Below are 13,901 nucleotides of genomic sequence, written 5' to 3'. Positions count from 1 at the left end.
GACTCTTATCAATACTATCTATAAATAGGGTAAAAATTATGCGCTTGGACTTAGCTGTTTTCTTTAAGTCGAGCTTCACATCTCATAAAAGATGAGTAGGTGATTGAGAGGAATGTAGGATAGTGCAGCCACTTTATTGAATCTCGATATTCAGTTGTTCAGGAATTTTCTTTGGTTGAGCTATTTTAACGCGTTTTTGGCGTGCAAGCTCACCCTTGATAACACTTACTGCATTCTTAGCTACGCCAAACTGTTTAGCAAGGAATTTAATAAGATGAGCGTTTGCTTTGCCATCCACAGGAGGGGCGGTAATGCGAATTTTTAGGCTGTCACCATGTAATCCGCAAAACTCATCTTTACTTGCTTTCGGTTGTAAATGGCAGTTCAGTAAAAGGTTATCTGACTGCCATTGATACCATTGCGTATTAATAAAGCAACCTACCTAATTGAGACTGTAAAATTTGGATGATGATAAAGATTAGAATGGGCGATAGATCTAAACCACCAATAGGCGGGATCACTTTACGGGCTAAAGAGAATACGGGTTCTGTTAACTGTTGAATCAACTGAGGGCCCGGATGATAGCTCCCTGGAGCAATCCAGCTGATAACTACAGAGGCTAGCACAGCCCAGAAGTAGATATTCAAAATTGCATCGATTACACCTACAACAGAGTACATTGATAGCTGTAGGATATTAGGCATAGCTAAGCCTGATACAAGAACAAGCAGAGTAACTACGGCCATCTTCACGGCGACGGCATAAAGCAGGGCCGAGGGGTCGATTTTACCTATACGCGGAATGATACGGCCCATGGCTAAAATAGGGACATTAGTCAATTTAGCGATCGCTTGTGAAATCGGATTGTAATAGTCAGCATGGGATACCTGTAACAAAAAGCGAAGGACAACTATAAACGCGTACATCTCGCCTAGTGTTCGGATAATCAGAATGATTGGATCCTGTGCCATAATAATTCCTGTATGACTAAATTAAGTTAAAGAGAACAGCCTCTCCTGCTTTGCAGAGTAATAAGAGTATAGAAGCTTGTCTCATCGAGTTGAACTTTATATTAGGTTTTGTCTGTTAATCTTTGCCCAATTCCTCGGCTAGTTCAACTGAGCGATCGTTACAGGCTTTCATTGCCGTATCAAATAGCTCAGGAAGGCCGCCGTCTATAAAGCGCAATATAGCTTGTTCCGTTGTGCCTTTAGGTGATGTGACGCGACGACGTAGTTCATCCGGCTCTACATCACTGCTTAAGGCCATTTTGGCAGCGCCGAGTGCCGTTTGTAGTGTAAGTTGAGTCGCTGTTTCCTCGGATAGGCCTAGGTTTTTACCCGCTGCAATCATAGATTCCATAACTAAGAAATAGTAAGCCGGACCTGAGCCTGAGATGGCTGTTACTGCATCAAGTTGAGATTCCTCATCAACCCAGATCGTGATCCCAGTTGCTTGCATGACGGTTTCTGCTTGTAAGCGTTGTGCCGTAGTAACTTGATTATTAGCATATAAACCGCTGGCACCTGTTTGTACTAAGGCTGGTGTGTTTGGCATGCAACGAACAATGGCTATATCGCCTCCTAACCATTTATCAATACTGGGTGCCATGATGCCTGCAGCAATGGAAACGATTAACGGTTTATGTTTTTGGACTGCCGGAGCAATATGTAACGCGACGGTTTTTAATACTTGAGGTTTAACTGCCAATACAACTAAATCGGCGGCGGCTACAGCTAGGTTATTATCTGATGTAGTTTGTAAACCTTGTTCAGCAAGGTCAGCTAAGCCTGTGATATCTGGTTCACTTGCCCATATCTTATCTGCTGGATAACCGTTACTAATGAGGCCGCCAATAATAGCGCGAGCCATATTGCCAACACCGATAAATGCAAGAATGGGTTGTGAGTTCACAGTTAGTTCCTTACTGATAAATTTAATGGGGTGTTCATTTCAAGCTTATTACTTGTCGTACTATTTTTTCTGCCGTTGTCCAAAAATAGCGGTGCCTATTCTAACGATGGTTGCACCTTCTGCAATGGCTGTATCCATATCGCCAGACATACCCATAGATAATGTATCAAGGTGAGGGTAAATCGCTTGTAATTCAAGTTGCAGGGCTTTCATCTTAGCAAAGGCTGCTTTTTGCTCATTAATATCATTTGTTGCTTTCGGAATAGCCATTAAACCTCGCAAACAGAGGTTAGGTAAGCCGTTAATATCAGCGGCTAGAGCGGGTAACTCTTCAGGTAAACAACCGGATTTACTCTCTTCCTCGCTAATATTTACTTGTAGACAGATATTTAGTGGTGGGAGGGTTGTTGGACGTTGCGCTGAAAGGCGCTGTGCTATTTTTAAGCGCTCTACTGTATGCACCCAAGTAAAATTTTCCGCAATCGCTTTGGTTTTATTGGATTGAATTGGGCCAATAAAGTGCCAACAGATATCGAGATCCTTTAATTCTACAATTTTATCAAGGCTTTCTTGGAGGTAATTTTCTCCAAAATCCCGTTGCCCGTTCTGATAGGCTTCTATTAGATCTTCTGGTGGGCGCGTTTTGCTGACAGCAAGCAAGGTTATTTCGTTCGCTGTTCGTTGGGCGTTTTGGGCGTTAATTTCAAGTTGTTGGTGAACCTTAATTAGGTTCTCTGCTATTCTTGACATATATTTGTGACCTAAGCGATTGGATTGCGCGCGGCTTTCTGCTAGAACTAACATAAATAAAAGCAGCTCCGGTTTACAGGAACGTTATGGATATTACCGAACTTTTATCATTTACCGTACAGCAAGGCGCGTCTGACCTACATATTTCTGCTGGTATGCCTCCCATTATTCGTGTCGATGGCGAGGTTCGTCGTATTAAGCTTCCCTCCTTAGATCATAAACAGGTGCATACGCTGATTTATGACATTATGAACGACAAACAGCGTAAAGAGTATGAAGATACGCTTGAAACCGATTTTTCGTTTGAAGTACCGGGCTTAGCTCGATTTCGTGTTAATGCGTTTAACCAAAATCGCGGTGCGGGTGCTGTTTTTCGTACTATTCCTAGTAAGGTTTTAACCTTAGATGACTTAGATATGGGGAAGGTTTTCAGAGACCTATCTGATCTGCCCCGAGGACTTGTGCTGGTAACGGGGCCTACAGGGTCGGGTAAAAGTACAACCCTTGCGGCAATGATCGATTATGTGAACGATACCCGTGCAGATCATATTCTTACGATTGAAGATCCGATTGAGTTTGTACACGAAAGTAAGAAATGTTTGGTGAACCAGCGAGAAGTGCATAGAGATACCCATAGTTTCTCGAATGCGTTGCGCTCGGCTTTGCGTGAAGACCCGGATATTATTCTTGTTGGTGAGATGCGAGATTTAGAAACTATTCGTCTTGCTTTAACCGCCGCAGAAACAGGGCATCTTGTATTTGGAACCCTACATACCACCTCGGCGGCTAAAACAATTGACCGTGTGATCGATGTTTTCCCTGCTGCCGAAAAAGATATGGTGCGCTCTATGTTATCGGAGTCGCTGATGGGAGTTATTTCACAAACCTTGTTGAAAAAACCTAAAGGCGGGCGTGTTGCTGCACATGAGATTATGATTGGTACACCTGCCATTCGTAACTTAATTCGTGAGGCTAAAGTTGCTCAGATGTATTCTGCTATTCAGACGGGCGCTTCGTTTGGCATGAAAACCCTCGATCAATCTCTGCAAGAGTTGGTTCAAAAAGGTATGATATCCCGAGAAACGGCCAGAGAGCGTGCGGCAAATCCGCAGCAGTTCTAATTTCGTGGCTTAGCTGGAGTTTAGGAGAAGAGCGTGGATTTTACGCAATTACTGAAAGTAATGGTAGAAAGGGATGCTTCGGATCTCTTCGTGACAGCGGGCGCACGTCCGACGATTAAGGTCGATGGTACGTTAAAGCCGTTAACTAAAGATACGTTAAAGCCTTCTCAGGCACGGGCGTTAGTTTATAGCACGATGAATGATAAACAGTTGGCCGAGTTCGAAGGTTCGCACGAATGTAATTTTGCAATCAGTGCGCCGGGCTTAGGTCGATTCCGTGTTTCTGCATTTTTTCAGCGAAACTCAGCGGGTATGGTCCTTAGGAAAATTAATAATCATATCCCTAGTTTAGAAGAGTTGAATCTCCCTCCTATTCTCCGTGATCTTGCTATGACTAAGCGAGGTTTGATTTTGTTTGTAGGTGGAACCTCAACCGGTAAATCGACCTCATTGGCATCAATGATTGATTATCGTAATACCAATCATCGAGGCCATATCATCACGATCGAAGATCCTATTGAATATATTCATGAGCATAAGCAAAGTATCATTACTCAACGCGAAGTGGGTATAGATACAGAGTCTTTCGATACGGCGTTGAAAAATACTTTGCGCCAAGCACCTGATGTGATTTTGATGGGTGAGATTCGTACGCGGGAAACGATGCAGCATGGTATTGTCTTTGCTGAAACGGGTCATCTTACGTTGGCCACCTTACATGCGAATAATGCGAACCAAGCTTTAGACCGTGTGATTAGTTTCTTTCCAGCAGAACACCATGACCAGTTATGGATGGATCTGTCATTAAACCTTAAAGCGATTATCGCCCAGCAGTTACTACCGACTAAGGATGGCAAAGGACGTCGTGCTGCGATCGAGGTTTTGATTAACACGCCTTTGATTCAAGACCTTATTCGTAAAGGTGAAGTCCACGAGATTAAAGAGGTGGTGAAAAAATCTACCAACTTGGGGATGCAGACGTTTGATCAGGCTCTTTTTGCGCTCTACAAAGATGGTGAGATTACCTATGACGTGGCTTTGGCCCATGCGGATTCACCTAATGATCTTCGTTTGATGATTAAGCTCAATGCGGACACAAATCCAGGTTTAGGGATGGAGGATGATGGTCAATCTTTCCACCTTCAGGAAGAGGAAGATTACCTTCATAACGAAGGTGATGCTAACGTCAGTGGGATGTAGTTTTTAATAGATTGCATGTTGTCAAAAAGCCGGCGTAATCACTCCGGCTTTTTTGTGTGTCACTTATATAACTTATAGCTTCAGTTAGCTGAATAGACAACTTGGCCGTTATGAAGTGTATTTGTTACCTTTCCTTTTAGCTGATGGCCCATAAACGGGGTATTTTTGCCTCGGGAATAACTGGTTTCAGGCGTCAGTCTCCATTCTGCTTTAGGATCGAAAATACATATATCTGCTTTACGCCCAATGGCTAAATTACCTGCGTCTAAGCCTAATATAGCCGCTGGCGCTAGTGTTAGTTTCTCAATCAGTTGTGGCAGGTCTAACATCTCTTGCTCTACAAGCCATAAAGATAAAGATAGTAAAGTTTCAAGCCCAATCATACCTGGCTCTGTATCAGCAAAAGGTGCTTCTTTAGCGGCCCGCTCGTGGGGCTGATGATCGGAACAGATCGCTTGAATCGTGCCGCTTATCAAACCTTGGATCAAACCGGCTCTGTCCAATTGGCTGCGAAGCGGTGGTATTAGGTGGAAATTATTATTGAAGCCATTAACGTTTTCATCAGTTAACAATAAATTCTGAATAGACACATCAGCAGTGACCGGAAGGCCTCTCTCTTGCGCCTCTGCGATCATGCGTACGGAGCGTTCACAGGAAAGCTGTCCAAAGTGTGCTCTTACACCTGTTTGCTCTGTTAGCAGCAAACAGCGAGCGACTTCGACAGTTTCTGCAGACTCAGGAATACCATTGAGGCCTAGGCGAGTACAAGTGCTGTCATCATGCATACAGCCACCCTGTGCTAACGCTGCATCTTGGGCTTGAAATACGACTAGGAAGTCGTGAGTAGCTGCGTATTCTAAGCAGCGGGTAAGCACAAGGGAGTTAGCAATAGCGTTGCGGCTGTTTGTAAAAGCTATGCAGCCTGAGGAGGCAAGTGCATGCATAGGCGCGAGTTGTTCGCCTTCAAGTGCTTTTGTTAAAGCACCCATGGGATGAATAGTAAGTTTTCCTGCCTCTGTGCAGCGATCTTTAATGAGCTTGGCAACGGCGGGTGTGTCGATAATGGGATTGGTTGTGGGTGGGGTGATCATCGTAGTGATCCCACCGGCAACCGCTGCCATTGATTCTGTTTTTATAGAACCTTTTTGAGATGGGCCTGGCTCGCGAGCGTGGGCGCATATATCAATTAAACCGGGGCAGACAATTTTGTCACTGGCATCGATTAACTGATCAGCTACAAAGCCTTCAGGCGCTGTGTTTATGCTGGCAATATGACCATTGGAAATATAGAGATCAGTAATGCTGTCGATCTTATTAGCTGGATCGATGAGTCGTCCGTTTTTAATAAGGATATTCATGAATCTTATACCTCCGTCCCATTATTATTGGAACGGCTCTTTGTTTGTCCGCTTACAGCCATAGACATCACTGCCATTCTAACGGCAATGCCATTGGTTACTTGGTCGAGAATCAGCGATCGATCACAATCGGCCACTGATGAGGCAATTTCGACACCGCGATTAATGGGGCCGGGGTGCATTACAACCGCATCTGGCTTAGCTAGAGCTAACTTATCCATAGTTAAACCGTACAGTTTGTAGAATTCACTTTCGCTTGGTAGCAGCGCGCTATTCATACGTTCTTTTTGTAGCCTAAGCATCATTACTACATCTACATCTTTAATGCCTTGTTGCATGTTGGTGTAGACCTTCACGCCAAGACTTTCTATATGGCGAGGGAGTAAAGTATTCGGTGCAATGACGCGAATGTCCTCCACGCCTAATGTGCGTAGAGCGTGAATTTGTGAGCGAGCAACCCGTGAGTGCAAAATGTCACCGACAATAGCAACAGATAGCGGTTCAAATGCTCCTTTTGCTTGGCGAATGGTAAGCATATCCAACATCGCTTGGGTTGGATGAGCATGGCGACCATCCCCTGCATTGATTACGGCAACATCTGGGGTAACATGCTCTGCGATAAAATGGGCCGCTCCGCTGCTTGAATGGCGTACAACAAACATATCTGAGTGCATCGCATGTAGGGTCATTAAGGTGTCTTTTAATGTTTCCCCTTTTGATGTGGATGAGGTGCTTATATTGAGATTAAGTACATCGGCAGAGAGTCGTTTGGCCGCGAGTTCAAAAGTTGATAGCGTGCGGGTGCTGGCTTCAAAAAATAGGTTTACGACGGTTTTTCCGCGTAGCAGAGGAACCTTTTTTACCTGTTTTGCACCCAGATCTACAAAAGAATCGGCGGTATCTAGTATTTCAGTTAACACCTCTCGGGAGAGGTATTCCGTTGTAATAAAGTGTTTTAACTCGCCATCTTTAGTGAGTTGAACCTGACTAGGATCCGTGTGTTCAAGCATGATCTTCACTCAGTCTTTTGATCTGTTGCGGATTTCCAGGGCAAGAGGCTCTGGACCGGTAAGTTTTACAATTTGATCTGGATCTATTATTAAATTCTTGCCAATAATATCAGCCTGTATGGGAAGCTCTCGTTGTTGCAGATCAAGTAGTGTAATAAGGGTAACGGAGGCTGGGCGTCCGTAATCGAATAGCTCGTTGAGCGCTGCTCGGATTGTTCTACCGCTCATAATGACATCATCGACTAACAGGATGTGCCGTCCCTCTGTTGTGCAGGGTAGATTGGATGGCTGAACTTTTGGATTTAAGCCCGCTTGATCAAAATCATCCCGATGAAAGGATATATCAAGAGTGCCGAGAGGACTTTGAATATCTAAGTCTTTATGTAACTTTTGAGCGAGCCATGCGCCCCCCGTATGTATACCGATCATAAGTGGGTCGGGTCTATTGCCTTGCGCTAGCAAGTCAATAAGCTCCAGCTTCATTTTGTCGAGTAGCTCAAGAGCATTAAGTGTGTTTGAGATCATATACTTCTTCCAAACGAGTATGGCTGGGAATGCGAATATCACAATTAAACCAGCTTTCTAGAATAAGTTGAGCAGCAATGCCGTCGACTGATTCTTTTTTGAAGTTGTCGCTACCACCTGCGGCGAAATGTATCTCTTTGGCTTCGGCGGTTGATAAACGCTCATCCATCAAAAAACATGGAATTTTGTAGCGTTCATTTAGGCGGTTTGCAAACTTACGGGCACGGTAAGCCATATCACTGATTGTCCCGTCATAGTTAAGAGGGATGCCTATTATAAGCGCATCAGGAGCCCAATCAGAGATTATTTTGGCTAATTGATCCCAGTTGGGTATGCCGTCTCTAGCTGCTATAGGTTCAAGTGGTGTCGCGGTGCCTGTAATGGATTGGCCCGTTGCTATACCTATACGTAAAGTGCCAAAGTCAAAGGCCAATGCCTGCTTAACAGAATTGCTCATGTATGCTTAAAACCTTAAAACTTGTGGCTCAACTAAGTTGCGTTATAACGATCAGTCTTAAGCGTGTCCCGAATGTGTTGACAGTAGGTCAAGATCTACGCCTAAAACGGATGCTGCGGCCTGCAGCCGTTTATCTGCAGGCATATCGAATAGTATATCTGAATTTGCAGGGCAGCTTAACCATACATTATCAATCATCTCCTCTTCCAATTGATTCGGTCCCCAACTCGCGCAGCCCAAAGCGATTAAGTAATCATGATTGAAGTGGCCTTCTGCCGCGGCTTCTATTGCTTCTGTTGATGTGCTGAGATAAAGATCGTCGACAATAAAATGGCTTGATGTCCACTCTAAAGGAGAGTCTGCTTTATGTAATACATAGCCACGATCACTGTGGAGAGGGCCGCCGCTATAGATCTCTGTTTGTTGATTAGGCATTGAGGAGCAAGGTAGGTTGAGATGTTTGCATAGTTCAATCAGGGTTAAACCAATAGGACGATTAACAACTAAGCCAAGCGCGCCATACTCGCTATGGTCGCAAATATAAGTGACGGTTTGTGAGAAGTTAAGATCATTTAAATGGGGCATTGAAATTAAAAAATGATTACGTAAACAGTAGCATGAAGAGGTCATAGGTAGAGGCTCATATTAAATGCACTGTATTAAGGCTTAGTATACGTATGCTTTTTTCTCAAATTTCCAAGTACGAATTATCTCAAGAAGATCGGTGTTTTTTCTCATTTCTACAGGGAATGGCTGGAAGGGAGCTGCCAGCCGCACGATGCGAATGGCTGCATCATCAAGAATGGGTTGACCGGAGGATTCGAGTACCTCAATGCTTTTAACTGCACCATCAGGCTTTATCGCTACTAATAGGCGCAAACTTCCATACATTTTGTTACGCCGTGCCTCTTCTGGGTAGTGTAAATTACCAATGCTCTCTATCTTCTTGCGCCAATTTTCTAAATATAGGGCGTCTTCTCTTTTCTTTGTAGAGGCAGAGGTAAGTCGTCTAATTTTAGGTTGCTTGGCCATGAGTTGACGATGATTATCTATCTCGGCTTGTAAACTCGCTATCTCTAAGCTCCGAGCGAGTAGTGAGGTTGAGCCCACCGGTGTTGCTGGTGCCGGTTGTTGTGTTTGTGGTTTTTGTGATTTTTTTGCAATTTTCTTCTGACTCGGTTGAGTTGTGGTAACGACTTTCTTCTTCACTTGACTCGTATGTAGAGGTTTTTTTTGCTCTTTAGATACCGTTTTTTTCTCAATTGGTGCTGATTGTATTTCAGTTTTAGCGGGTGCAATTGCCGCTTGTTGGGCGGCTTGCGGATTGATTTTTAGATCTTGAAAGTCCGCTTGTTGATTGCTGGTGGGCAGATGTTTATTGAGACTTTGGCCGCTGCCGGTTTGATTGGCTTGAGCAATAAAATCAACCTCTTTGGGGGCTTCTTTTTGCTGGTGTTGAGCTAAGGTTATCTCAATGGTTTTTTGGGGAGGAGTGTAGTTGTCCGCAGAAAAGGTGATGCCAATGATAGCAATAGCGTGAATGGCAGTGGCAAAGAAAAGAATGAAACCGAAACGTTCAGTAACTGAAGCGGTCTGTGTCGCAGCGGTATTCACTCTTTATATAGCCTTTTTTGTCCGATTAGTATTTAACTTAATTTTGCTTCGATGGCATCCATTAACAGCATTCCAATATCAAGACCATATTGGTTGTCGATCTCTCGAATACATGTGGGGCTGGTGACATTTATCTCTGTTAAATAATCGCCGATCACATCCAAGCCTACAAATAATAATCCCTTTTCTTTTAAAATTGGAGCAATTTGCTTACAGATCCAATATTCCCGGTCAGTCAGCTCTCTTCCTTCTCCACGGCCTCCCGCAGCTAAGTTGCCCCGTGTTTCACCATTGGTTGGGATGCGAGCAAGACCATAAGGGACGGGTTCGCCATCTATCATTAGAATACGTTTGTCGCCGTCTACAATTTCAGGGATATACTTTTGAGCCATGATAGTTTGCTTACCATGATCGGTAAGTGTCTCGATGATCACACCTAAATTCAATCCATCCTCTTTGATACGATAGATCTGAGAGCCGCCCATACCATCGAGTGGTTTGAATATGACATCACCATGCTCTTTATGGAAGGCGCGTAATAGCTCGTCGTGCTTACTGGCTAATACGGGTGGACAGCATTCTGGAAAATGTGTGGCAAATAGCTTTTCATTATAGTCACGTAAGCTCTGAGGCTTATTAACAATTAATGTACCTTCTTTCTCTGCTTGCTCAAGTAGATAGGTGGTGTAGATAAATTCATTATCAAACGGAGGGTCTTTGCGCATTAAGATAACATCTAGATCCGATAGATCCCGTGTTTGGTACTCTTGGCGGGTGAACCAGTCATCTTCATTCATGGCGACGGAAAGGGGGGCCATTTTGGCTTGGGCTTTGCCATTAAGAGAAAATAGATGGTGTTGCTCCATATACCACAGCTCCCAACCTTTTTGTTGAGCTGCCCAGAGCATTGCTAATGAACTGTCTTTTTTGAAAGTGATGTCATCAATCGGGTCCATCACTATGCCAAGTTTAATTGCCATTTGTTATAAGTCCTATTTGATTACCTAGCTTCAAGCAGGTAAGGCTGAGGCGAGGAAGTTAACTTAAATCGCCCCATAGATAATTTAGTAGGGTTAGCGCAGCGACCGGTGCCGTTTCTGTGCGCATCACTCTCGGGCCTAATGTCAGCGGTTTGAACCCATGACTGACGGCTAGTTCAACTTCTTCTTCAGTTAATCCGCCTTCAGGGCCTATTAGCAGGGCTACCGAATTAGGTTTTTCCATCTCCTGCAAAGGTTGTTCACTATGGTGATGTAGAACAAGTTTAAGTTCTGCATCTTGCAGGAGTAACCATTCTTTTAATTGCTTAGGTGCTGTAATTTCCGGAGGCGATACGCGACCAGACTGTTCGCACGCGCTAACTGCAATTTGGGCCCAATGGCTAATACGTTTAGCTTGCCGCTCTTTTGGTAATTTGACTTCACAGCGCTCTGAAAACAGAGGTGAAATTGCCTGTGCTCCCATCTCTGTACTTTTTTGAACTGCATAGTCCATGCGTTCGCCACGGGATATGCATTGTCCAATGTTTATTTGTAGCGGGCTTTCAGTATGGACGGTTATTAATGATTGTATATGGGCATGAACTGTACGTTTTTCAACATGGGTGAGCTGAGTTTTATATTCGAAGCCGTCACCATTAAATAGAATGATGTGTTCGCCCGGTTTCATGCGCAGTGCTCTGGAGACGTGTTGAACTACGTCGTCACTTAATTCAATGTCATCGCCCTCTGAGAGTGGTTGAGGGTCGTAAAATCTAGGTATTCTCATAGAGGTGTATTGTCCGGCCGGTCTTTTTTATTCAGTCGCCTTCAATAATAAGGTCTTCATCGATCAATGCTTCAAAGTCAGAAACCGAAAGGGGGCGGCTGAGTAGATAGCCTTGAACTATATCGCATTTCGCTTCACGTAAAATAGATAGTTGTAGTTCAGTTTCTACGCCTTCTGCAACTACTTTAAGTTGTAGCCCTTGAGCCATCAGTATGATTGCCTGAACTATTTTTAGATCTTGAGTATCTACATCTAGATCATCAATAAAAGACTTATCAATTTTAATATGATCTATAGGTAGATTCTTAATACGGCTTAGAGATGAATAACCAGTACCAAAATCATCGATTGAGATGCTAGCGCCAGTTTCCCTTACGCGATGGAGTTTGTCTTGAATACGAGCAAGGTCTTCAATTAATACGCCTTCAGTAAGCTCTAGCTCTATATGTTGAAGAGGTACGTTATATTGCTTGAATATATTGTGGAGCTTATTCTCAAAATTACTGCGTAAGAAACTAATGCCGGATAAATTGATAGCAATTTTTGGAAAGACTAAATCGGTATTTAGCCATTTTCTACATTGCTTGGCAACGGCATCAAGTACCCAGTAATCTAAACGGGATATAAGTCCACTTTGTTCAGCAAGGGGAACAAATACAGCTGGAGATATAGGCCCTAAATCGGGATGATTCCAGCGTAATAATGTTTCTGCAGAGAGGGCAGCATTGTTATTCAGGTCAAACAGTGGCTGAAAAACTAGATATAACTGGTTTTCATCTATAGCCGTTGATAGATCTTGCCATAGTTCCATTTTTGTCTCGACCTGTTGCCCCTTTATTTGGCTGAAATACAACCAGCTTTGTTCTTGTTTACGGGCAGTTTTAGCTGCGATTTCAGAGCGGCCAATAAGCTCAAATTGCTGATCACCATCTTCAGGATAAGAGGTGACCCCTATACGAGCGACTATCTGAATATGCAGGTTTTGCAGTTTAATCGGGCACTCTATGGCTTGGAGTATCGTTTCTATTAAATCATCAACTTTTGTTTCTTCTGGTTTGTTTATGAGCATCAAGCCAAAACAACCTTCTGAAAGCCTAGCTAAACGATGGTTTATAGATAGGATCCCTTTAAGTCGGTTTGCTGTTTCAATTAAGATCTGGTCTCTTTGTTCATCGCCTAACTCTATTGTTAAATTTCTGAGTAGATCTAAACGGATGAAAAGAAAGTAGATTTGTCCTTGTGTTTCGGAATTTCGAATGATTTCACGTTCTAATGATTCGCCCATAGCTCGACGGTTATACAAACGGGTTACAGGGTCGAAGTTCTCTAGAAATTGAACATGTTCTTGGGCATATCTGAGGCGTTTGTTTTCAATTAAATATTCTCTGAATCGTTCAAGAGTTCGTGCCATCTGCCCAATTTCATCACGGTGGTTAGTGAATCTGACGGTTTGATCGGTATCTCCCTCCGATAGCTTTTCCATTTGAGATGATAAGTTAATGATGGGGCGAACAATATTTCGTGAGATCAGTAGGGCTGCTGCAATGGAAGCGAATAAGACAGTAAGGGTAATGATTAAGTAGCTTAAAGCGCGTTTGATATAGAGAGGTAAGAGGTCATCTATATATACACCCGTGCTGAGTATAAAGTCGGTATCAGGTATGTGTTGTGCGTAGATGAGTTTAGCAACTGGGACTTGGCTGCCAGGTTTTGGCCAATAAACAAGCCAGCCATGGGATTTGTCAGGGTTTTTCTTGAGTTGCTTTAACCCATTAATCATTAATGTGCTATCAACTGGGCTATCTATCTTTTCTATATATTGCCCTTCAAGATCACTGCGCTTAGGGTGTAGATATATTTGGGTCTCATTTTTTAGCAAGTATAGATAGCCATGCTCACCGTAGGCGGTACTGTAAATTAGATCATGGAGGCGCGTATCAAATTCTTGATCGCTTATTTCAAGGGATCGTTTTCGTTGATTAAGTAATACGATCTGACTCGTAGCAGATTGAACGATACTTTTGATCTGTTCTTGTTTTCCAGATCGGGTGTCTTGGTATGAAAAGTAAAAGGCTAAGCACGAGGTCGTGACTATTCCTAAAGCAAGGATTAGTACGAGGCCTATTAATTTTTGTCTTATTGTAAAGTTACTTAGCGTCATCACTTACAGCAAATTGTCTATTAA

15 protein-coding genes are annotated in these 13,901 nt (G+C 43.4%); 2 read left to right on the top strand and 13 right to left on the bottom strand.

The features are described from left to right. Window positions 1–133: 133 nt before the first annotated feature. From Q4492_RS10305 to Q4492_RS10290, 4 genes are all read right to left on the bottom strand, one after another. Window positions 134–388, bottom strand: a complete 255-nt coding sequence (locus Q4492_RS10305) for a DUF167 family protein (protein WP_368389441.1) — start codon at window positions 386–388, stop codon at window positions 134–136. Between the two features lie 37 nt (window positions 389–425). Next, window positions 426–971: a YggT family protein gene (locus Q4492_RS10300; RefSeq protein ID WP_303417612.1), complete on the bottom strand. Its 546-nt coding sequence runs from the start codon at window positions 969–971 to the stop codon at window positions 426–428. Window positions 972–1,086: 115 nt separating this feature from the next. Further along, window positions 1,087–1,914, bottom strand: coding sequence for a pyrroline-5-carboxylate reductase (gene proC / locus Q4492_RS10295; protein ID WP_303417610.1), 828 nt, complete (start codon window positions 1,912–1,914; stop codon window positions 1,087–1,089). Between the two features lie 60 nt (window positions 1,915–1,974). Then, window positions 1,975–2,664, bottom strand: coding sequence for a YggS family pyridoxal phosphate-dependent enzyme (locus Q4492_RS10290; RefSeq protein ID WP_303417608.1), 690 nt, complete (start codon window positions 2,662–2,664; stop codon window positions 1,975–1,977). Window positions 2,665–2,750: 86 nt separating this feature from the next. On the opposite strand from Q4492_RS10290, the gene Q4492_RS10285 reads away from it, so the two are divergent. Together Q4492_RS10285 and Q4492_RS10280 are read left to right on the top strand one after the other, a co-directional pair. Beyond that, a complete protein-coding gene (locus tag Q4492_RS10285) occupies window positions 2,751–3,785 on the top strand; it encodes a type IV pilus twitching motility protein PilT (RefSeq protein WP_303417606.1) in 1,035 nt (344 codons plus the stop codon). A 33-nt stretch (window positions 3,786–3,818) separates the two neighbouring features. Continuing rightward, window positions 3,819–4,985: a PilT/PilU family type 4a pilus ATPase gene (locus Q4492_RS10280; RefSeq protein ID WP_303417604.1), complete on the top strand. Its 1,167-nt coding sequence runs from the start codon at window positions 3,819–3,821 to the stop codon at window positions 4,983–4,985. Window positions 4,986–5,065: 80 nt separating this feature from the next. On the opposite strand, the gene Q4492_RS10275 is transcribed toward Q4492_RS10280, so the two are convergent. Genes Q4492_RS10275 through Q4492_RS10235 form a run of 9 tightly spaced genes read right to left on the bottom strand, consistent with a single transcriptional unit; the run spans window position 5,066 to window position 13,877 of the window. Further along, a complete protein-coding gene (locus Q4492_RS10275) occupies window positions 5,066–6,343 on the bottom strand; it encodes a dihydroorotase (RefSeq protein ID WP_303417602.1) in 1,278 nt (425 codons plus the stop codon). Window positions 6,344–6,348: 5 nt separating this feature from the next. Continuing rightward, complete coding sequence (locus Q4492_RS10270) at window positions 6,349–7,353, bottom strand: aspartate carbamoyltransferase catalytic subunit (RefSeq protein ID WP_303417601.1); 1,005 nt, start codon at window positions 7,351–7,353, stop codon at window positions 6,349–6,351. Between the two features lie 9 nt (window positions 7,354–7,362). Further along, window positions 7,363–7,878: a bifunctional pyr operon transcriptional regulator/uracil phosphoribosyltransferase PyrR gene (gene pyrR, locus Q4492_RS10265; protein ID WP_303417599.1), complete on the bottom strand. Its 516-nt coding sequence runs from the start codon at window positions 7,876–7,878 to the stop codon at window positions 7,363–7,365. After that, complete coding sequence (ruvX, locus tag Q4492_RS10260; protein ID WP_303417597.1) at window positions 7,859–8,335, bottom strand: Holliday junction resolvase RuvX; 477 nt, start codon at window positions 8,333–8,335, stop codon at window positions 7,859–7,861. Before ruvX ends, pyrR begins: the two co-directional genes overlap by 20 nt. Before the next feature lie 57 nt (window positions 8,336–8,392). Further along, entirely contained in the window at window positions 8,393–8,965 is a 573-nt protein-coding gene (locus Q4492_RS10255; protein ID WP_303417595.1) for a YqgE/AlgH family protein, read from the bottom strand. 36 nt (window positions 8,966–9,001) lie between these two features. After that, window positions 9,002–9,949, bottom strand: coding sequence for an energy transducer TonB (locus tag Q4492_RS10250; protein ID WP_303417593.1), 948 nt, complete (start codon window positions 9,947–9,949; stop codon window positions 9,002–9,004). A gap of 32 nt (window positions 9,950–9,981) precedes the next feature. After that, complete coding sequence (gene gshB, locus Q4492_RS10245; RefSeq protein ID WP_303417591.1) at window positions 9,982–10,929, bottom strand: glutathione synthase; 948 nt, start codon at window positions 10,927–10,929, stop codon at window positions 9,982–9,984. A gap of 58 nt (window positions 10,930–10,987) precedes the next feature. Further along, on the bottom strand, window positions 10,988–11,716 hold the full coding sequence (locus Q4492_RS10240) for a 16S rRNA (uracil(1498)-N(3))-methyltransferase (protein WP_303417589.1): 729 nt from the start codon (window positions 11,714–11,716) through the stop codon (window positions 10,988–10,990). A gap of 31 nt (window positions 11,717–11,747) precedes the next feature. After that, the gene (locus Q4492_RS10235; RefSeq protein WP_303417587.1) at window positions 11,748–13,877 is read right to left on the bottom strand and encodes an EAL domain-containing protein; all 2,130 of its coding nucleotides are present in this window, start codon (window positions 13,875–13,877) and stop codon (window positions 11,748–11,750) included. Window positions 13,878–13,901: the final 24 nt, after the last annotated feature.

The organism is Neptuniibacter sp. 1_MG-2023, assembly GCF_030547185.1.
In the GTDB taxonomy this organism is placed as follows: Bacteria; Pseudomonadota; Gammaproteobacteria; order Pseudomonadales; family Balneatricaceae; genus Neptuniibacter.
This window is presented reverse-complemented; position numbering and strand designations above follow the sequence as displayed.

Excerpts from the sequence above, each read along its gene's own strand:
- Q4492_RS10300 (WP_303417612.1), bottom strand. The coding sequence starts at position 971 with ATGGCACAGGATCCAATCATTCTGATTATCCGAACACTAGGCGAGATG.
- Q4492_RS10290 (WP_303417608.1), bottom strand. The coding sequence starts at position 2,664 with ATGTCAAGAATAGCAGAGAACCTAATTAAGGTTCACCAACAACTTGAA.
- Q4492_RS10285 (WP_303417606.1), top strand. The coding sequence starts at position 2,751 with ATGGATATTACCGAACTTTTATCATTTACCGTACAGCAAGGCGCGTCT.
- Q4492_RS10275 (WP_303417602.1), bottom strand. The coding sequence starts at position 6,343 with ATGAATATCCTTATTAAAAACGGACGACTCATCGATCCAGCTAATAAG.
- Q4492_RS10270 (WP_303417601.1), bottom strand. The coding sequence starts at position 7,353 with ATGCTTGAACACACGGATCCTAGTCAGGTTCAACTCACTAAAGATGGC.
- pyrR (WP_303417599.1), bottom strand. The coding sequence starts at position 7,878 with ATGATCTCAAACACACTTAATGCTCTTGAGCTACTCGACAAAATGAAG.
- ruvX (WP_303417597.1), bottom strand. The coding sequence starts at position 8,335 with ATGAGCAATTCTGTTAAGCAGGCATTGGCCTTTGACTTTGGCACTTTA.
- Q4492_RS10255 (WP_303417595.1), bottom strand. The coding sequence starts at position 8,965 with ATGACCTCTTCATGCTACTGTTTACGTAATCATTTTTTAATTTCAATG.
- gshB (WP_303417591.1), bottom strand. The coding sequence starts at position 10,929 with ATGGCAATTAAACTTGGCATAGTGATGGACCCGATTGATGACATCACT.
- Q4492_RS10240 (WP_303417589.1), bottom strand. The coding sequence starts at position 11,716 with ATGAGAATACCTAGATTTTACGACCCTCAACCACTCTCAGAGGGCGAT.
- Q4492_RS10235 (WP_303417587.1), bottom strand. The coding sequence starts at position 13,877 with ATGACGCTAAGTAACTTTACAATAAGACAAAAATTAATAGGCCTCGTA.